This window comes from Streptomyces sp. NPDC006335 (assembly GCF_040612795.1).
Lineage (GTDB): Bacteria > Actinomycetota > Actinomycetes > Streptomycetales > Streptomycetaceae > Streptomyces.
Map to the genome: position 1 here is coordinate 72,756 of NZ_JBEXQX010000008.1, position 18,035 is coordinate 90,790.

Below are 18,035 nucleotides of genomic sequence, written 5' to 3' on the forward strand. Positions count from 1 at the left end.
GGCTACGCCTCCTCTTCGTTCTTGTCCTTGCGGCTGAACTCGACCTGCACGCGCGCCTTGTCGAAGTCGGAGAAGGCGAGCCTGCGGGCGGTGGCCTTGCGGCCCTTCACACCGGGCACTTCCAGGTCGAGACCCTCGTCGTCGACCTTGAGGATCCTGGCGACCAGTTCCCCGCCCTCGGTGAGCTGGAACTTCACCAGCCGGTCCACGGCGCGCTCGTAGTGCCGGTGCTCCTTGAGGAGGCGTTCCGCGCCCGGGGTGCCGACCTCGAGGGTGTACTCCCCCGCACCCATCGCGTCGGTCTCGTCGAGCTTCGCCGAGAGCGCGCGGCTCACATCGGCGATCTGGTCCAGGTCGGCTCCGGTGTCCGAGTCGACGACGACGCGCAGCACCCGCTTCCGTCCAACGGAGTCCACGGCGATCTCTTCGAGATCCAGGCCCTGGGAGGTGACGAGCGGTTCCAGGAGCTCTCGCAGCCTCTCGCTCTGGGTGGTGCTCATCCGGGTGACTCCTCGGCCGCGTGTGCTGTTGTGGGTAGGTCGCGTGTCTGGTCAAAGGGTATCCGGTCGCGGAGGGTGTTGCCGTCCAGGTGGCGTCGGACGCGGGTACCGTGATCGTCGGCGGGCAGACCTCCCGCCCGTGTGTTCGTACGAGCTTCCTGAGGACGTCTGCCGTGCCGTACCCCTCTCCGCCGCGCGTCCCGCCGGGGCCGCGGAGAAGATCCCTGCTCGCCTCGGTCGCCGGGGGCGCCCTGCTCGTGGGGTGCTCGGACGGGACCGGAAGCGGCGAGGAGGGCACGGCCGGCAGTCCGGCGGTCGTCGAGCGGGTCCGCGTGCAGGCCGCTCGGGACAGCCGGGGGCTCGTCGGGCGGTACGACGCCGTCCTGGCCGCCCATCCGACGCTCGCGGAGCGGGTGGGGCCGTTGCGGGCGGAGGCCGTGCGGCATGTGGAGGCGTTCGGGGAGTCGGTCGCGGCCTCCTCCTCCCCCAGTGCGTCGGGCAGCGCCTCGCCCTCCCCGTCGGCCACCGCGCCCGCGACCGAGAAGGACGCCCTCGCCCAGCTCGCCGCCGCCGAGCGGGCGCTCGCCGACCGGCGGGCCAAGGCCCTGCTGGAGGTGCCGGGCGAGCTGGCCCGGCTGCTGGCCTCGGTGGCGGCGGCCGGCGCGGCGCACGCCTACCTGCTGACGGAGGGTGCCCGATGAGCGGGAAACAGGAGCTGAAGGCCCTCCAGAAGGCGCTGGCCGCCGAGCACGCCGCCGTCTACGGCTACGGCGTCGTCGGCGGCCGGATCGACGAGGGCCGGCGCGCGCAGGCCAGGGCCGCCTACGACGCCCACCGGGCCCGCCGGGACGCCCTGGCGCGTGCGGTGCGGGGCCTGGGCGGGACGCCGGTGGCCGCGGCGGCGGCGTACGCGCTGCCGTTCCCGGTGCCGGACTCGGCCGCGGCGGTACGGCTCGCCGCCGACCTGGAGGACCGGGTGGCCGGGGTGTACGCCGACGTGGTGCGGGCAACCGGGGGCGGGCGGCGGAGCACGGCCGCCGAGGCGCTGCGGGAGGCCGCGGTGCGGGCCGTGCGCTGGCGCGGCGAGAGCGTAGCCTTCCCTGGGCTCGCCGAGCGGGCGACCACCAGGTCGTCCTCGTCCCCGGCCTCGGTCTCCTCCGCGGCCGCCACGGCTTGACGCGGTACTGGAAGGGAACGACTCGCGCATGGCTTTCGAACCACCGCAGCGGCTGGTGCGGGCGCTCGGCGAGAGCGTGCCGGACGCCGACGAGTGGGTGGACCGGCTGCCCGAGACCGCCCGACAGGCCGTCGCGCTGCGCGAGTTGACCGTGGAGCGGGTCCAGGTGCCCGGCGGGCGCAGCAGCCTCGTCGTGCTCGTGCGGCGGCCCGACGGGACGCCGGCCGTGCTCAAGCTGGTGCCGCCCCGGTCCCGGCCGGAGAGCGAGCGGGCGGCTCTGGCGCACTGGGACGGGCGGGGGGCCGTGCAACTGCTGGAGCCCTTCGTCACCGAGGGGGTGCTGCTGCTCGAACGGCTGCACCCCGATGTCTCCGTGCGGTCGCTGCCGGAGGCGAAGGCGTTGCTGGAGGCGGCCGGGACCCTGCGGCGGCTGTGGGTGGAGCCTCCCGGAGACGACGCCCATGTCTTCGAGACGGTGGCCGAGCGGACCGGGCGACAGGCCGCGGTCATGCGGGGTGCGTCCGCCGAGGTGGCGGGGCTGGTGAGCGCGGCTCTCGACGCGCGGGAGTCGTTGCTGGCCGCGCCGCCGGAGAAGCGGTTGCTGCACGGCACCTTCCGGCAGAGCAAGGTGCTGGCGGGTGACCGGTCCCCCTGGCTGGCCGTGGGGCCCGACCCGGTCGTCGGCGAGTGCGCGTTCGATCTCGCGCGGCTGGTGCGGGACCGGGTGGAGGACCTGATCGCCTCGCCGTCGGGGGCGGCGACGACCCGGCGACGGATCAAGCGGCTCGCGGAGTCGCTGGAGGTGGACCAGGACCGGCTGCGGGGCTGGACGCTGTTCCGGGCCGTGGAATCTGGCGTCCGGGCGCTGCGGGTGGGGCGCCCGAAGGACGCCGAGCTGCTGCTGGAGTTCGCCGGGTGGCTGTGAGGCGGCGCTCGCGTACGCCGCCTCACCCTGTGACGGTCTCCCCTAGGCGGACAGCCGGGCGATCGCCTCGTCCACCGTCAGCTCCTCGCGCTCACCGGTGCGGCGGTCCTTGAGCTCCAGGACCCCCTCGGCGGCCCGGCGGCCCGCGACCAGGATCTTCGGAACGCCGATCAGCTCGGAGTCCGTGAACTTCACACCCGGGGAGACACCGGCGCGGTCGTCGACGAGGACCCTGAGGCCCGCCGCGCGCAGCTTCTCGGAGACGTCGAGGGCGAGTTCGATCTGGAGGGCCTTGCCGGCGGCGACGACGTGCACGTCGGCCGGGGCGACCTCGGCGGGCCAGCACAGGCCCTTGTCGTCGGCGGTCTGCTCGGCGAGGGCGGCGACCGCGCGGGAGACGCCGATGCCGTAGGAGCCCATGGTCACGCGGACCGGCTTGCCGTTCTGGCCGAGGACGTCGAGCTTGAGGGCGTCGGCGTACTTGCGGCCGAGCTGGAAGATGTGGCCGATCTCGATGGCGCGGTCCAGCTTGAGGCCGGTGCCGCACTTGGGGCACGGGTCGCCCTCCTGGACGACCACGACGTCGACGTACTCGTCGACCTCGAAGTCACGGCCGGCGACGACGTTCTTCGCGTGCGTGTGCTCCTTGTTGGCGCCGGTGATCCAGGCGGTGCCGGGGGCCACGCGCGGGTCGGCGATGTACTTCAGCTTCTCCTGGCGGCCCTGGGGACCGACGTAGCCGCGGACGAGGTCGGGGCGGCCGGTGAAGTCCTCCGCCGTCACCAGCTCCACGGTGGCGGGCGCGAAGTGCGCCTCGACCTTGCCCAGGTCCACCTCGCGGTCGCCGGGGACGCCGACGGCCACGATCTCGCCGTCGACCTTCACGAGGAGGTTCTTGAGGGTGTCGGAGGCCTCGACACCGAGCTGCGCGGCGAGGGTCTCGATGGTGGGGGTGTCCGGGGTCGGGATCTCCTCGAGGGCCGGGGCGGAGGCACCGTCCACCGGCTTCAACTCGTACGTGATCGCCTCGGTGTTGGCCGCGAAGTCGCAGTTCGGGCAGTCGGCGAAGGTGTCCTCGCCGGCCTCGGCGGGGGCGAGGAACTCCTCCGACTTGGAGCCACCCATCGCACCGGCGGTCGCGGCGCAGATGCGGTAGTCGAGGCCCAGGCGCTCGAAGACCTTCTGGTAGGCCTGGCGGTGCAGGGCGTACGACTGGGCCAGGCCCTCGTCCTCGGTGTCGAAGGAGTACGAGTCCTTCATCAGGAACTCGCGGCCGCGCAGGATGCCGGCCCGCGGACGGGCCTCGTCACGGTACTTGTGCTGGATCTGGTAGAGGATGACCGGCAGGTCCTTGTAGGAGGACGCCTGGTCCTTCACCAGCAGGGTGAAGATCTCCTCGTGGGTCGGGCCGAGGAGGTAGTCGCCGCCCTTGCGGTCCTGGAGCCGGAACAGCTCGGGGCCGTACTCGTCCCAGCGGCCGGTCGCCTCGTACGGCTCCCGCGGCAGGATGGCGGGCAGCAGCACCTCCTGGGCGCCGATCGCGTCCATCTCCTCGCGGACGATCCGCTCGACGTTGGCCAGCACCTTCTTGCCGAGCGGCAGCCAGGACCAGATGCCGGCGGCGGTACGGCGGACGTACCCGGCGCGCACGAGCAGCTTGTGGCTGAGGACCTCGGCGTCCGCCGGGTCGTCGCGCAGCGTCTTCGCCATCAACTGGGACATGCGCTGGACCGGTGCGTTGGCCATGATTCTCGTACTCCTGCCGGAAAAGGGTGATGGCAAGGAGGTTAGCCGGGGGGCGTGTGCCGGTGGAAATCGGTTCAGCGGCGGCGCAGTGGCAGAGGGGCGCCCATCACGGCGTACGGCTTCGGGGCGCTCGGGAAGAGGACCTGGCGGGCGAGGTCCTGGTAGCCGAGGGAGTGGTACAGGCCGCGGGCCGGACTGTCGATGTCGATCGCGGAGAGGATCGAACGGGGCTCGGCGGCACTGTCGGTGATGGTGGTGATCAGGGTGCGGCCGATGCCGCGGTTCTGGTGGTGCGGGTGGACGTGCAGCTCGGTGATCACGAAGGAGTCGTCGAGCCAGATGTCGTTGTGCTGGGCGCGGAGGTAGGGCTCGACGACGGTGGACCACCAGTGGGTGCGGTCGTTGGGCATGCCGTACACGAACCCCACGAGGGCGCCGCCGACCGTCGCGCCGAGGGCTCGCGCGCCCGGGTAGGTCATGTGGCGGAGCACGATCTGACGGCGGACCGCCACCTCGTCGGCGCCGAGGCCGAAGGCGACGGCCTGTACCGCGAGGGCCTCGTCCACGTGAGCGGACAGGTCCAGGGGGCCGATGACGAGGTCCATGCGGGGAGCGTACAGGCAGGTGCGTTCAGAAGAGGACGCTCATGAACGCGCCCACCTCTTGGAAGCCCACCCTCGTGTACGTCCTCCTCGCCGCCGTGTTGAAGTCGTTGACGTACAGGCTGACCACCGGGGCGACGTCCGCGAGGGCGTAGCGCAGCACCGCGGCCATCCCCGGGGCCGCCACTCCCCTGCCCCGGTACTCGGGGGCCACCCAGACGCCCTGGATCTGGCAGGCCCGGTCCGTCGCGGCGCCGATCTCCGCCTTGAAGACGACCTTGCCGTGTTCGTCGAGGCGGGCGAAGGAGCGGCCGGAGCCGACCAGTTCGGCGACCCGCGCCTGGTACAGGAGGCCGCCGTCACCGGCCAGCGGGGAGACGCCGACCTCTTCCGTGAACATCGCCACGCACGCGGGCATGATCGTCTCCATCTCGTCCTTGCGGATGCGGCGGACGTACGGATCCGGGGCGATGTCGGCGGGCATGCGGTCGGTGACCATGAGGGGCTGGTGGGCGCGGACGTCCCTGGCCGGGCCCCAGCTCGGTTCCAGCAGGCGCCAGAGCTGGGCGGTGGGTTCGGCGGGGCCGACGATGGAGGAGCAGCGGCGCCCGGCCCTCCTCGCCCTGTCGGCGAAGGCGCGGACGGCCCGCGGGGTCGCGCAGATCGGGACGAGGTTGGCGCCGGCGTAGCAGAGGGACGTCAGCATGCCGTCCTCGTACCAGCCCCACATCTCGCCACCGAGCCGCCACGGGTCGAGGCCGGCGACCTGGACCCTCGACGTCACGAAGGCGTTCGCGACCGGCTCGCGGTCCAGGACGGCGAGCGCGGCGTCCAGGTCGCTCGGTTCGAGGACCCGGGAGGTCGTCTGGGTCAACACGGGCGGGGCCTCACACTGGGGTCTGCTGATCTCCGCACTGTACCTGCGGAAGCTGGGCCGTGCCGAGCCGTGTTCGGGTGCCGGTCACCTGTGAAGTGGCGTGTGTTTCGGTGGACGTCCCTGGGGGCTGCGCCCCCCAGACCCCCATCGGCCCGAAGGGCCTCGTCCTCAAACGCCGGACGGGCTGGACGTCCCGGACCGGCGTTGAGAAGACCCCACCCCGCGAAGCCTCGTCAGCCCGCGACCGACACGGACGGCTCGCCCGAGGAGATGCCCTCCGCCTCCATCTGCTCGGCCAGCTTCATGGCCTCCTCGATGAGGGTCTCCACGATCTTGGATTCGGGGACGGTCTTGATGACCTCGCCCTTGACGAAGATCTGGCCCTTGCCGTTGCCGGAGGCGACGCCGAGGTCGGCCTCGCGGGCCTCGCCGGGGCCGTTCACCACGCAGCCCATGACGGCGACGCGGAGGGGGACCTCCATGCCGGTCAGGCCCGCGGTGACCTCCTCGGCCAGCTTGTAGACGTCGACCTGGGCGCGGCCGCAGGACGGGCAGGAGACGATCTCCAGGCCGCGCTGCTTGAGGTTCAGGGACTCCAGGATCTGGTTGCCGACCTTGACCTCCTCCACGGGCGGCGCGGAGAGGGAGACACGGATGGTGTCGCCGATGCCCTGGGAGAGGAGGGCTCCGAAGGCGACGGCCGACTTGATGGTGCCCTGGAACGCTGGGCCGGCCTCCGTGACGCCGAGGTGCAGCGGGTAGTCGCACTGGGCGGCGAGCTGCTTGTACGCCTCGATCATGACGACCGGGTCGTTGTGCTTGACCGAGATCTTGATGTCCCGGAAGTCGTGCTCCTCGAAGAGGGAGGCTTCCCAGAGGGCGCTCTCGACCAGGGCCTCGGGGGTCGCCTTGCCGTACTTCTGGAGCAGACGGCGGTCCAGGGAGCCCGCGTTCACGCCGATGCGGATCGGGGTGCCGTGGTCGCGCGCGGCCTTCGCGATCTCCTTGACCTTGTCGTCGAACTGCTTGATGTTGCCGGGGTTGACGCGTACGGCCGCGCAGCCCGCCTCGATCGCCGCGAACACGTACTTGGGCTGGAAGTGGATGTCGGCGATCACCGGGATCTGCGACTTGCGGGCGATCGTCGCGAGGGCGTCGGCGTCGTCCTGGGTCGGGCAGGCCACGCGGACGATCTGGCAGCCCGAGGCCGTCAGCTCGGCGATCTGCTGGAGCGTCGCGCCGATGTCGGAGGTACGGGTCGTCGTCATGGACTGGACCGAGACCGGGGCGTCACCGCCCACGGCCACCGAGCCGACCTGGATCTGCCGGCTCTTCCGGCGCTCGGCAACCCTGGTCGGAACGGACGGCATGCCGAGAGAAATCGCAGTCATCTGCTGTGCAACCCCAAGTCGTGGATCAAGGTCCAGGTCCCGTCAGCGGCGGGCTCCAGGCTTCGAGATTACGGCACCGACGCAGGCACGAGCACATCGCCGAGGCCAAACCCACCCAATGGAAGGCGGCCCGACATGGAACACGCCGGGCCGCCTCGAACGCCGTGTGGCTAGGAGATTCTGACCGGGTTGACCACGCAGGCACCGATCGAGATGCTCGGCTGCGCATCGGTGATGAGCCCCAAGCTGATGGACAGTTCCGGCGCGGTTCCATGACTCAGCACAGGAGTGCCCGCTCCTCCCTCAGCAAGGATCTGCACGATCTCCTCCCACACTCCGTCGGCCAACCAGGTTCGCTGCCGCCACCGAACCTTTGCCGGGTCGCCGAAACGTTCCGGAAGATCACGCCACAGGATCCCCGTGCGCAGACGATGAAGCATTCCCGTGAGGGCAGCTCGCAGGTCGAGCGGCGAACGGAAGTGGTGAGGCCCATACCTGGAGCGCAGCAACGCGTCGATGCGAGCCCACAGGCTGTCTGAGGGATCGGGAGGTACGGGTGCCTCTGTGCGCTCGTGCCACTGGATGGTCAAGCACTTCGTCCCCTCGCGGTACCTGAACGCCGGGTCCGCGATGTCCACTCGCACCTTGAGCTGCTCGATCAGGCGCCGCTGTTCCGAAGGCAGCAGAGCCTGGCTGTCGGGTGCAGCTGCCCCCAGAACCGCTGCGAGCCGGCCATCCCTGCGGACTCGGTCCCGCAGCTCCGTCAGCCACTCCTGCGCATGGGCGAGGACTCGTTCCAACGCCCTCTTGTCTGCTTCGAGCTGCCGCAGTGCAGCAGCAACGACACGACTGTGCTGGTCCTGGCGCCGGAATCCGTCCAGTTCCTCCGCACACTGCGCGACATGCCGCTTCAGGGACCTCACCCGCTCGGCATGCAACATCAGCCGCGTCTGCGTCTCGGATGAGACCGACAGCATCGGCCGGATATGAGGTGGCATGGATGCCAGCAGGGCATTGACATGTCGCATCACCAGTTCTTCTACGTGATCAGCACGCAGAAAGACACAGCCGCAGGAGACAGTTGCCTGCCATCCCGAACAGCGATACGTCCGCACACCGTCGCCGCTGCGGAAGCACCCGACATAAGACCGTCCGCACGGCCCGTGGATGCGCCCGGTGAGCGGATACTCCCCCAGAGGAACCCTGCGGGGCCGGGCGAACTCGGCCAGTGCTAGCTGAACGGCACGGATCTGATCCGCCGAGAGGATCGGAGGCAGCGGGATCGCCACACTGTCGCCGTGCAGGGGCCGCCCGGAGTCATCAAGCCTGGTGCAGTGGCCACCCCATTGCTGATCGGACCGGCGAAAGACAGCCACTCCGAGAAAGGCTGCGCTCTTCAGCCGTCGGTGGAGGTTCGTCGCTGTCCAGCGCTTTCCGCTTCGGGTGAGAATCCCACGCCGGTTCAATTCCCCGGCGATGTCCGTGACAGTGCGGTTGCTCCCGATGATCAGATCGGCCAGAAGCCTCACTACAGCCGCCTCCGCCGGATCGACTTCGAGAGTCGAGCCAAAGACACCCTTCCCACTGATCCTGTATCCGTAGGGAGCCGGACCACCTGGCCAACCGCCGTCGACTGCTTTGAGCTGCCGACCCGCCTGCGTGCGCGCGACAATGCGCTGGTAGTCGGCTTCCACAGTCTGCGCGAGCCGGTCGATGGTGAGCCACCTGTCGAGACCGGGTTCCCCCAGGACCTGGTTGCAGCACTCGATCCCTGCCCCGGCATCTTGGATCTGCCAGATGCAACGCCAGATGGCGGCTTCGGTCCGTCCCAGACGGTCAAGGCTGTGCACGACGACGACGTCTGCCCGAGCGGCGGAGATCTCCATGAGCAGCTCATCGAGCCCAGGCCTGGAATCCGTCGAGCCTGATTCGCCAGGATCCTCCCAGGAACCTACGAGTTGCCACGTCGGCCGCTTCTCCAGATATGCCCCGATGGCGTCAGCCTGGGCCGGAATTCCGTACTTGCCTCTCTGTTCGGCTGTTGAGACCCGCATGTACGCCGCCACGGCGATCGACTTGGAGTCCCTGCCGTTGTCTTCTGCGCAGGGCGCAGTACCTTGCTGCATGTCAGTCCCTTCGAGACTGGCCAGACCCCAGGGTGTTGGCGCACCGCTGGGGTCACCCATGAACAGCAACAAACGTACGAAGCCCGCATCTCGGTCGTACCTACAAGCCGCGCCTTTCACTCGTCCGAGGTAGACGAGTGAAAGGCGCGACATCCATGTGACAGAAAATGACCGAATCTCAGCTGAGTCGGACCGGATTAACGACATCCGCGATCAAGACCAAGATCGTGAAGCAGATGAAGATCCCCGCCACCACATAAGCGACCGGCATCAGCTTCGCCACGTCGAACGGGCCCGGGTCCGGGCGCTTGAGGACCTTTGCCAGGTTGCGGCGCAGGGACTCCCACAGGGCGCCCGCGATGTGGCCGCCGTCCAGGGGGAGCAGCGGGAGCATGTTGAAGAGGAACAGGGAGAGGTTGAAGCCCGCCACCAGCATCAACGCCATGGCCAGCTGCTGGGTCGGCGGGATGTCCAGGGTGAAGATCTCGCCGCCGACGCGCGCCGCGCCGACCACGCCCATCGGGGAGTCCGGTTCGCGCGGGGCGTCGCCGAAGGCCGCGTCCCACAGGGCGGGGATCTTGCCGGGGAGGGCGGCCAGGGAGTCGACGGCCTCGCCGACGCGGTCGCCCATCCACACCACCGAGTCGCCGAAGTCCTGCTTGACGATGCCGGTGGCGGCGCTGAAGCCGAGGAAGCCGGCGGTGACGTACTCGCCCTGGACGTACTGGCCGCTGGAGTCCTTCTTGGCGACCTGGTTGCTGGCGATCTTCGCCGTCAGCGTCACGTCCTTGCCGTCGCGCTCGACGACGATCGGGACGGTCTTGTCGGGGTTGGCGCGGATGAGGTCGGAGAGCTTGTTCCAGTCGTCCGTCTTCACGCCGTTGAACGCGATGATCTTGTCGCCCGCCTTGAGCCCTGCGGCCGCGGCCGGGGAGGCGGGGTCGGAGGCCTTGCAGTTCTCGCGGTTCTGGCTCTGGGCGATCACGCACTTGGAGACCGAGCTGACCGTGTTGGTCTGCTGGGAGATGCCGAAGCCCATGAGCACCGTGAGGAACAGGGCGACCGCGAGGATGAGGTTCGCGAAGGGTCCCGCGAACATCACGATGACGCGTTTCCAGGGCTTACGGGTGTAGAAGAGGCGTTTCTCGTCGCCGGGCTGGAGCTCCTCGAAGGCGGCCGAGCGGGCGTCCTCGATCATGCCGCGCCAGGGGGAGGTGGAGCGTGCGCTTATCCGGCCGTCGTCGCCGGGCGGGAACATGCCGATCATGCGGATGTAGCCGCCGAAGGGGATGGCCTTGATGCCGTACTCCGTCTCGCCCTTCCTGCGTGACCAGACGGTCGGGCCGAAGCCGACCATGTACTGCGGCACGCGGATGCCGAAGAGCTTGGCGAAGGACAGGTGCCCCAGCTCGTGCCACGCGATCGACACCAGGAGGCCGAAGGCGAAGAGCCCTATGCCGAGGAAGAACATCAGGGTCGTCATGCACGGGCCTCCGCCGTCTGTGCCGTCAGTTCCCGGGCCCGGGTCCGCGCCCAGGTCTCCGCTTCGAGGACGTCCGCGACGGTGAGCGAGGTTCCCCCGCGCGGGGTGCCGTGCTCGTCCACCACCCGGGTCACGGTCTCCATGATCCCGTTGAACGGCAGTGCGCCGGCCCGGAAGGCCTCGACGCACTCCTCGTTGGCGGCATTGAACACCGCCGGGGCCGTGCCCGCGAGCTCACCCACGTGTCGCGCGAGGTTCACCGACGGGAACGCCTCGTTGTCGAGCGGGAAGAACTCCCACGTCGACGCCTTGCTCCAGTCGAAGGCGGGCGCCGCGTCGGGGACGCGCTCGGGCCAGCCGAGGCCGATGGCGATCGGCCCCCGCATGTCGGGGGGCGTCGCCTGGGCGATCGTAGATCCGTCCGTGAACTCAACCATCGAGTGGACATACGACTGGGGATGCACGACCACCTCAATGCGGTCGAAGGGAATGTCGTAGAGGAGGTGGGCCTCGATCACCTCCAGTCCCTTGTTGACGAGGGTCGCGGAGTTGATCGTGATGACCGGGCCCATGGCCCAGGTGGGGTGGGCGAGGGCGTCCTCGACGGTGACGTGCGCGAGTTCTTCCTTGGTACGGCCGCGGAAGGGGCCGCCGGAGGCCGTCACGACCAGCTTGCGGACGTCGGACCTGGTCCCTGAGGCCAGCGACTGGAAGAGGGCCGCGTGCTCGGAGTCGACGGGGATGATCTGCCCGGGCTTGGCGAGGGCCTTGACGAGCGGGCCGCCCACGATGAGCGACTCCTTGTTGGCGAGCGCGAGGGTGCGGCCCGCCTCCAGGGCGGCGAGGGTCGGGGCGAGTCCGATGGAGCCGGTGATGCCGTTGAGGACGGTGTGCGCGTCGGAGGCGGCGAGTTGGGTGGCCGCGTCAGGTCCTGCCAGGATCTCGGGGAGCGGCTCGCCGGCGCCGTAGAGGCCGCTGAGCGCTTCGCGGAGCTGCGGTAGGACGTCCTCGCGGGCGACCGCGACGGTCCGCACCCTGAGCCGGTGCGCCTGTTCGGCGAGGAGCGCGACGCGGCCGCCGTTGGCGGAGAGGCCGGTCACCCGGAACCGGTCGGGGTTGCGCAGCACGAGGTCGATGGCCTGGGTGCCGATCGAGCCGGTGGAGCCGAGGATCACCACGTCCTTGGGGCCGTCGCCCGCTACGGGGTCGTAGACCAGGTGCGGGTCGGCGAGAGGGGCTGGACTGTCGCTCATCCCTCCATTGTGGCCGTAAGGACGGTGTAGGAGGACAGCGCGTCCCCCTCTCGGGGGGCGCGCTGTCGTGTTCCGTCAGCGGACGGGGCGGTGGACGTTCTCCTTCTCGGAGGGGCCGGGGGTGGCGTCCGCGATCCAGACGCCTTCGCCGGACGGGTCGACGATGCCGTCCTCCAGCCAGGCGTAGGTGCCGGACAGGACGCCCTTGACGACCTTGCGGTCCTGGTCGTCGGTGTTGTTCCAGAGGCGGCCGAAGAGTTCCTCGACGCGCAGGCGGGACTGGTGGCAGAAGGCGTCGGCGAGCTGGTAGGCCTCGCGGCCGTGGGGCTCGGTGGTGTACAGGAGTTCGGCGCGTACGCAGGCCGCGCTCATCGCGAAGAGTTCGGCGCCGATGTCGACGATCCGGCCGAGGAAGCCCTGCTTGGTCTCCATGCGGCCCTGCCAGCGGGACATGGCGTAGAAGGTGGAGCGGGCGAGTTTGCGGGCCGTGCGTTCGACGTAGCGCAGGTGCGTCGAGAGGTCCACCTCGCGTTTGAACTCGGCGTAGGAGTTCGGGAGTTGTCCTGGTCCGGCGACGAGCTTGGGGAGCCACTTGGCGTAGAAGACGCCCGCGTTCGCGCCGGCCTTCGCCTTGTCGCCGAGGGATTTCTCCGGGTCGATGAGGTCGCCGGCTACGGACAGGTGGGCGTCGACGGCCTCGCGGGCGATCAGCAGGTGCATGATCTCGGTCGAGCCCTCGAAGATGCGGTTGATGCGCAGGTCGCGCAGGACCTGTTCGGCGGGGACCGCCTTCTCGCCGCGGGCCCGTAGGGACTCGGCGGTCTCGAAGCCGCGGCCGCCGCGGATCTGGACGAGTTCGTCGGCGACGAGCCAGGCCTTCTCGGAGGCGTAGAGCTTGGCGAGGGCGCCCTCGATGCGGATGTCGTTGCGGTTCTCGTCGGCCATCTGGGAGGACAGGTCGAGGACGGCCTCCAGGGCGAAGGTGGTCGCCGCGATGAAGGAGATCTTGGAGCCGACGGCCTCGTGGTGGGCGATCGGCTTGCCCCACTGTTCGCGGGCCGCGGACCACTCGCGGGCGATCTTCAGGCACCACTTGCCGGCGGCGACGCAGGAGGCGGGCAGGGAGAGGCGGCCGGTGTTGAGGGTGGTCAGGGCGATCTTGAGCCCCTGGCCCTCCTTGCCGATGAGGTTCGCGGCCGGGACCCGGACCTGGTGGAAGCGGGTGACGCCGTTCTCGATGCCGCGCAGGCCCATGAAGGCGTTGCGGTTCTCGACGGTGACGCCGGGTGAGTCGGTCTCGACGACGAAGGCGGTGATGCCGCCCTTGTGGCCCTCGGACTTCGGTACGCGGGCCATGACGACGAGGAGGTCGGCGACCACGCCGTTGGTGGTCCACAGCTTCACTCCGTCGAGGACGTAGTCGTCCCCGTCGGGTACGGCCGTGGTGGCGAGGCGGGCGGGGTCGGAGCCGACGTCCGGTTCGGTGAGGAGGAAGGCGCTGATGTCGGTGCGGGCGCACCGGGGCAGGAACTTCTCCTTCTGCTCCGGGGTGCCGAACAGTTTCAGCGGCTGGGGTACGCCGATCGACTGATGGGCGGAGAGCAGCACACCGATCGCGGGGCTCGCGGAGCCCACGAGGGCCAGCGCCTTGTTGTAGTACACCTGGGTGAGGCCGAGGCCGCCGTACTTGGTGTCGATCTTCATGCCGAACGCGCCGAGCTCCTTGAGGCCGGCCACGACGTCGTCGGGGATACGGGCCTCGCGTTCGATGAGGGCTCCGTCGACCTTGGTCTCGCAGAAGTCGCGGAGCCTGGCCAGGAACGCCTCGCCGCGCCGGGCGTCCTCCTCGGGGGGCATGGGGTGGGGGTGGATGAGGTCGAGCCGGAACCGGCCGAGGAACAGTTCCTTGGCGAAGCTGGGCTTGCGCCAGTCCTGCTCACGGGCGGCCTCCGCCACCTCGCGGGCCTCGCGCTCGGTGACGACGGGCTTGGTGGACGGTGCGGACATCAGGCTCACCTCGTCGTGAATCGGGATCTTGGGGGCCGTATGGTTACCGACGGGTGCTACCCGATCGTATGTACCTGATCCGGGGCGAGCCCACCACCCCTCGCGCGGCCGTTCGGCCGATGTGGACGGAATGCGGCACGGTGTCCAGGGGCTGCTCCTCACGTCCCCGGGTCGAGCTCCCCCGTCGCTTCGGCGGGCTGGAGTTGCGGCGTGGAGGTCGTTCACGAAGTCAGGCGTGCGGCCCTGCCGAACTCGCGGGCCGCCGACAGGGGCGGGCGGGCGGGTGGCCGGGCTCGCCGTCGGTCGGCCGTGCGCGACACTTGCCCGGGTGTACGGTGCCCACCCGTCGGCGCCCGCTCGCGGGACGCCTCCGGTTCGAGGGTCCCGCGTCCCCGTTCCATGGCCCCCCGCGACCGGTCGTGGTAGGCAGGGGGCCGCTGCCCGTCGAAACTGTGAAGGGGCAGGCCGGAGTGGTTCCCGCGGTGTCGGGGCCGCCCCGTGCGGCGTACACCCAGGAGTCTTTGTCGAAGCGCTTCGACAACCTATGGACACCCACTCCCGGGGGAGCTACTGTCGAACCACCCCCACCCGCACCTGTTCGTACTGCGCACTGTCGAAGCGCTTCACAAAGCTTGGAGAGCTGGATGGTCACCCTCGCCGAGGTCGCCCAGCACGCCGGAGTCTCGGCGAGCACGGTGAGCTATGTCCTCAGTGGCAAGCGGTCCATCTCGACGAGCACCCGACAGCGGGTCGAGGAGAGCATCCGCGAGCTCGGCTACCACCCGAACGCCGGTGCCCGCGCCCTCGCCAGCAGCAGGTCGAACATCATCGCGCTGATGATCCCGCTCCGCACCGACATGTACGTGCCGGTGATGATGGAGATCGCCATCGCGGTGGCCACCACCGCGCGCACCCACGGGTACGACGTCCTGCTGCTCACCGGCGAGGAGGGCCCCGACGCCGTACGGCGCGTCACCGGCAGCGGGCTCGCCGACGCCATGATCCTGATGGACGTCGAACTCGACGACGAGCGGCTGCCGTTGCTGCGCGGCACCGACCAGCCGTCCGTGCTCATCGGCCTCCCCGCCGACACCTCGGGACTGACCTGCGTCGACCTCGACTTCCGGGCCACCGGCGCCCTGTGCGTCGAGCACCTCGCGAAGCTCGGTCACCGCGACATCGCTGTCATCGGCGAGGCCCCCGCGGTCTACGAACGGCACACCGGGTTCGCCGAGCGCACGCTGGACGGACTCCGCACGCGGGCCCAGGAGTTGGGCGTACGGCTGCTGCACCGGCCGTGCGACGGCGGGTACGACGCGATGGCCGTCACCCTCGCCCGCATCCTCGACGAGCGCCCGTCCACCACGGGCTTCGTCGTGCAGAACGAACAGGCCGTCGAGCCGCTGCTCGCACTGCTGCGCCAGCAGGGCCGGGCCATCCCCGAGGACGTCTCGGTGGTCGCGATCTGCCCCGAACAGGTCGCCGTCCAGGCCTCGGTGCGGCTGACGTCGGTCGCCATCCCCGCCCAGGAGATGGGCCGGCACGCCCTGGAGCGGCTGGTCGCCAAGCTGGAGGGCCGCGGTGAGGACGAAGTCGTCCTGATCGAGCCCGAGTTGACGGTCCGGGCGAGCACGGGCCCGGCACCTTCGGCGTCCTGACGCCGCCCGCACCGGACACCACCCACCCGGGCACCCCGAAACACCGGACACCACACACCACGCGTTCCGTGCTGCCCGTGCGGCACGCCCCTGTCTGCATTCCTCCAGGAGCACTCCTCGTGAATCAGCCTGCCGAAATCCAGCCCAAGGTCAGTCTCGCGCAGTCGTCCCCCACCGTCGGCACGTTCCGGGAGCGGGACGGCGCGCTGGAGTGGAGCGGGCGCCAGGAGACCGTACGTGTCGAGCCGTGGGGCCCGGACGCGGTGCGGGTACGGGCCCGGCTCGGCGGGCCGGTCCTGGAGGGACTGCCGGGCGCTCTGCTCGACGAGCCGCCGGCCACCGAGAGCACGGTCAAGATAGGTGACGGGGAAGCCCAGTTGACGGTGGGGAAGCTGACCGTCCACGTCGACGCCGAGGGGCAGCTGCGCTTCCTGCGCTCCGAGGACTCGGCCGAGCTCCTCGCGGAGGCCCGCGCCCACTTCTGGTGGCCCGGCTCGCGCCTGTACACCGCGGTCGGCAACGGCCACCACCGGCTGGAGCAGCGCTTCGCCGCCTACGACGACGAGAAGCTGTACGGTCTGGGCCAGCACCAGCACGGCAGGCTGGACCAGAAGGGGCTGGTCCTCGACCTGGTCCAGCGCAACGCCGAGGTCGCCATCCCGGTCCTCGCCTCCAGCCGCGGCTACACCCTGCTGTGGAACAACCCGGCGATCGGCCGCGTGGAGCTCGCCCGCAACGGCACCCGCTGGGTGGCCGACTCGGCCCGTCAGATCGACTACTGGATCACCGCGGGCACCCCGGCCGACGGGCAGCGCCGCTACAGCGCGGTGACCGGCCGCACCCCGATGCTGCCGGAGTGGGCGGCGGGCTTCTGGCAGTGCAAGCTGCGCTACCGCACCCAGGACGAACTGCTGTCCGTGGCGCGGGAGTACAAGCGGCGCGGGCTGCCCCTGTCGGCGATCGTCTGCGACTTCTTCCACTGGACGCACCTCGGCGAGTGGAAGTTCGACCCGGCCGAGTGGCCCGACCCGGCGGCGATGGTCCGTGAACTGGAGGAGATGGGCGTCAAGTTGGTGGTGAGCGTCTGGCCGTCGGTGTCGCCGCTCAGCGAGAACCACTCCCTGATGGAGCAGCGCGGCTGGTTCATCGGCACCCAGTACGGTCCGATGGCGCACGCCGACTGGCCGGACAAGGGGGTCGCCTCGACCGTCCAGGTCGCCTTCTACGACGCGACGAACCCCGAGGCCCGTGAGTTCATGTGGTCCAAGGTCCGCGACAACTACCTGGCCCCGTACGGCATCACGGCCTTCTGGCTGGACGCGTGCGAGCCCGAGCTCAAGCCCGGCTTCCAGGAGAACCTGCGCTACTGGGCGGGACCGGGGCTGGAGGTCGGCAACATGTACCCGGCCGAGAACTCCCGCACCTTCCACGAGGGCCTGAGCGCCGCCGGCGAGGAGGTCATCACCCTCAACCGCTCGGCGTGGGCGGGCAGTCAGCGCTACGGCGCCGCCCTGTGGTCCGGCGACATCGGCACCGACTTCCCGACCCTGCGCGAGCAGATCGCGGCCGGTCTCAACACCGCGATGTCCGGGATCCCCTGGTGGAACACCGACATCGGCGGCTTCCACGGCGGCGACCCGGACGACCCGGCGTACCGCGAGGTGATGGTCCGCTGGTTCCAGTTCGGCGCGCTGTCCCCGCTGATGCGGCTGCACGGCTTCCGCGACCCGGGCATGCCGCTGGGGCCGGACATGACCGGCGGCCCGAACGAGGTGTGGTCGTACGGCGAGGAGGCCGGCGCGATCCTGGAGAAGTACCTGCGGCTGCGCGAGCGGCTGAAGCCGTATGTCCTTCGGGTGATGCGGGAGGCGCATGAGGAGGGGCTGACCCCCATGCGGCCGCTGTTCCTGGAGTTCCCGGAGGACCAGGCGACGTGGACGGTCGACGACGCGTACCTCTTCGGCGCGGATCTGTTGGTCGCGCCTGTTCTCACTGCGGGGGCGACGGCTCGTACGACGTATCTTCCGGCGGGCGCGAGCTGGACGGACGCGTGGACGGGTGAGACGTACGAGGGCGGCACGACGGTAATCGTGGACGCCCCGCTGGACCGGATCCCGTTGTTCCTGCGGGACGGGGCGCGGCTGCCGATCCAGGACGTGCCGCGGTAGGCCGTCCGGCGGGTGCGGCTGGTCGCGCCCCTGGTGGGATGCGGTCCCGTTGCGGGAAGAGGGGCCGCATCTCCACCCCACGGACAGGTGCCGCTGCGTTGTGGCTGATCGCGCAGTTCCCC

At 70.2% G+C, this 18,035-nt stretch carries 14 protein-coding genes; 5 read left to right on the forward strand and 9 right to left on the reverse strand.

Going from position 1 to position 18,035, the window contains the following annotated elements:
• Window positions 1–2: 2 nt before the first annotated feature.
• Complete coding sequence (gene rimP / locus ABZ098_RS22865) at window positions 3–500, reverse strand: ribosome maturation factor RimP (RefSeq protein ID WP_356593911.1); 498 nt, start codon at window positions 498–500, stop codon at window positions 3–5.
• Window positions 501–673: 173 nt separating this feature from the next.
• On the opposite strand from rimP, the gene ABZ098_RS22870 reads away from it, so the two are divergent.
• The 3 genes from ABZ098_RS22870 to ABZ098_RS22880 are packed head-to-tail and all read left to right on the forward strand — an operon-like array spanning window position 674 to window position 2,602.
• Entirely contained in the window at window positions 674–1,201 is a 528-nt protein-coding gene (locus tag ABZ098_RS22870; protein WP_356593913.1) for a hypothetical protein, read from the forward strand.
• On the forward strand, window positions 1,198–1,677 hold the full coding sequence (locus ABZ098_RS22875; protein ID WP_356593915.1) for a ferritin-like domain-containing protein: 480 nt from the start codon (window positions 1,198–1,200) through the stop codon (window positions 1,675–1,677). Before ABZ098_RS22870 ends, ABZ098_RS22875 begins: the two co-directional genes overlap by 4 nt.
• 28 nt (window positions 1,678–1,705) lie before the next feature.
• A complete protein-coding gene (locus ABZ098_RS22880; RefSeq protein ID WP_356593917.1) occupies window positions 1,706–2,602 on the forward strand; it encodes an aminoglycoside phosphotransferase family protein in 897 nt (298 codons plus the stop codon).
• Window positions 2,603–2,644: 42 nt separating this feature from the next.
• Here ABZ098_RS22880 and ABZ098_RS22885 read toward each other — a convergent pair whose 3' ends face one another.
• The 8 genes from ABZ098_RS22885 to ABZ098_RS22920 form a co-directional block, all read right to left on the reverse strand.
• Window positions 2,645–4,348 (reverse strand): proline--tRNA ligase, encoded by a 1,704-nt coding sequence (locus tag ABZ098_RS22885; RefSeq protein WP_356593919.1) that lies wholly within the window; start codon window positions 4,346–4,348, stop codon window positions 2,645–2,647.
• Between the two features lie 74 nt (window positions 4,349–4,422).
• Window positions 4,423–4,953 carry a GNAT family N-acetyltransferase gene (locus ABZ098_RS22890; protein ID WP_356593921.1) on the reverse strand — a complete coding sequence of 177 codons (531 nt, stop codon included), beginning with the start codon at window positions 4,951–4,953 and terminating at the stop codon, window positions 4,423–4,425.
• 25 nt (window positions 4,954–4,978) lie between these two features.
• Window positions 4,979–5,827: a GNAT family N-acetyltransferase gene (locus ABZ098_RS22895; protein WP_356593923.1), complete on the reverse strand. Its 849-nt coding sequence runs from the start codon at window positions 5,825–5,827 to the stop codon at window positions 4,979–4,981.
• Window positions 5,828–6,060: 233 nt separating this feature from the next.
• On the reverse strand, window positions 6,061–7,218 hold the full coding sequence (gene ispG, locus ABZ098_RS22900; RefSeq protein WP_356593925.1) for a flavodoxin-dependent (E)-4-hydroxy-3-methylbut-2-enyl-diphosphate synthase: 1,158 nt from the start codon (window positions 7,216–7,218) through the stop codon (window positions 6,061–6,063).
• Window positions 7,219–7,388: 170 nt separating this feature from the next.
• Window positions 7,389–9,497: a recombinase family protein gene (locus tag ABZ098_RS22905; protein ID WP_356593927.1), complete on the reverse strand. Its 2,109-nt coding sequence runs from the start codon at window positions 9,495–9,497 to the stop codon at window positions 7,389–7,391.
• A 25-nt stretch (window positions 9,498–9,522) separates the two neighbouring features.
• Window positions 9,523–10,815 (reverse strand): site-2 protease family protein, encoded by a 1,293-nt coding sequence (locus ABZ098_RS22910; RefSeq protein WP_356594398.1) that lies wholly within the window; start codon window positions 10,813–10,815, stop codon window positions 9,523–9,525.
• A gap of 8 nt (window positions 10,816–10,823) precedes the next feature.
• Window positions 10,824–12,080 (reverse strand): 1-deoxy-D-xylulose-5-phosphate reductoisomerase, encoded by a 1,257-nt coding sequence (gene dxr / locus ABZ098_RS22915; protein WP_356593929.1) that lies wholly within the window; start codon window positions 12,078–12,080, stop codon window positions 10,824–10,826.
• A 75-nt stretch (window positions 12,081–12,155) separates the two neighbouring features.
• The gene (locus tag ABZ098_RS22920) at window positions 12,156–14,087 is read right to left on the reverse strand and encodes an acyl-CoA dehydrogenase family protein (RefSeq protein ID WP_356593931.1); all 1,932 of its coding nucleotides are present in this window, start codon (window positions 14,085–14,087) and stop codon (window positions 12,156–12,158) included.
• A gap of 644 nt (window positions 14,088–14,731) precedes the next feature.
• Between ABZ098_RS22920 and ABZ098_RS22925 the strand changes: the two genes are divergently transcribed.
• Window positions 14,732–15,745: a LacI family DNA-binding transcriptional regulator gene (locus ABZ098_RS22925; RefSeq protein ID WP_356593933.1), complete on the forward strand. Its 1,014-nt coding sequence runs from the start codon at window positions 14,732–14,734 to the stop codon at window positions 15,743–15,745.
• Window positions 15,746–15,864: 119 nt separating this feature from the next.
• Entirely contained in the window at window positions 15,865–17,913 is a 2,049-nt protein-coding gene (locus tag ABZ098_RS22930) for a TIM-barrel domain-containing protein (protein WP_356593935.1), read from the forward strand.
• Window positions 17,914–18,035 lie beyond the last annotated feature (122 nt).

Bases quoted from the DNA above. Each gene is read 5' to 3' on its own strand.
- rimP (WP_356593911.1), bottom strand. From the start codon at position 500: ATGAGCACCACCCAGAGCGAGAGGCTGCGAGAGCTCCTGGAACCGCTC.
- ABZ098_RS22875 (WP_356593915.1), top strand. From the start codon at position 1,198: ATGAGCGGGAAACAGGAGCTGAAGGCCCTCCAGAAGGCGCTGGCCGCC.
- ABZ098_RS22880 (WP_356593917.1), top strand. From the start codon at position 1,706: ATGGCTTTCGAACCACCGCAGCGGCTGGTGCGGGCGCTCGGCGAGAGC.
- ABZ098_RS22885 (WP_356593919.1), bottom strand. From the start codon at position 4,348: ATGGCCAACGCACCGGTCCAGCGCATGTCCCAGTTGATGGCGAAGACG.
- ABZ098_RS22890 (WP_356593921.1), bottom strand. From the start codon at position 4,953: ATGGACCTCGTCATCGGCCCCCTGGACCTGTCCGCTCACGTGGACGAG.
- ispG (WP_356593925.1), bottom strand. From the start codon at position 7,218: ATGACTGCGATTTCTCTCGGCATGCCGTCCGTTCCGACCAGGGTTGCC.
- ABZ098_RS22905 (WP_356593927.1), bottom strand. From the start codon at position 9,497: ATGTCGCGCCTTTCACTCGTCTACCTCGGACGAGTGAAAGGCGCGGCT.
- ABZ098_RS22910 (WP_356594398.1), bottom strand. From the start codon at position 10,815: ATGTTCTTCCTCGGCATAGGGCTCTTCGCCTTCGGCCTCCTGGTGTCG.
- dxr (WP_356593929.1), bottom strand. From the start codon at position 12,080: ATGAGCGACAGTCCAGCCCCTCTCGCCGACCCGCACCTGGTCTACGAC.
- ABZ098_RS22920 (WP_356593931.1), bottom strand. From the start codon at position 14,087: ATGTCCGCACCGTCCACCAAGCCCGTCGTCACCGAGCGCGAGGCCCGC.
- ABZ098_RS22925 (WP_356593933.1), top strand. From the start codon at position 14,732: ATGGTCACCCTCGCCGAGGTCGCCCAGCACGCCGGAGTCTCGGCGAGC.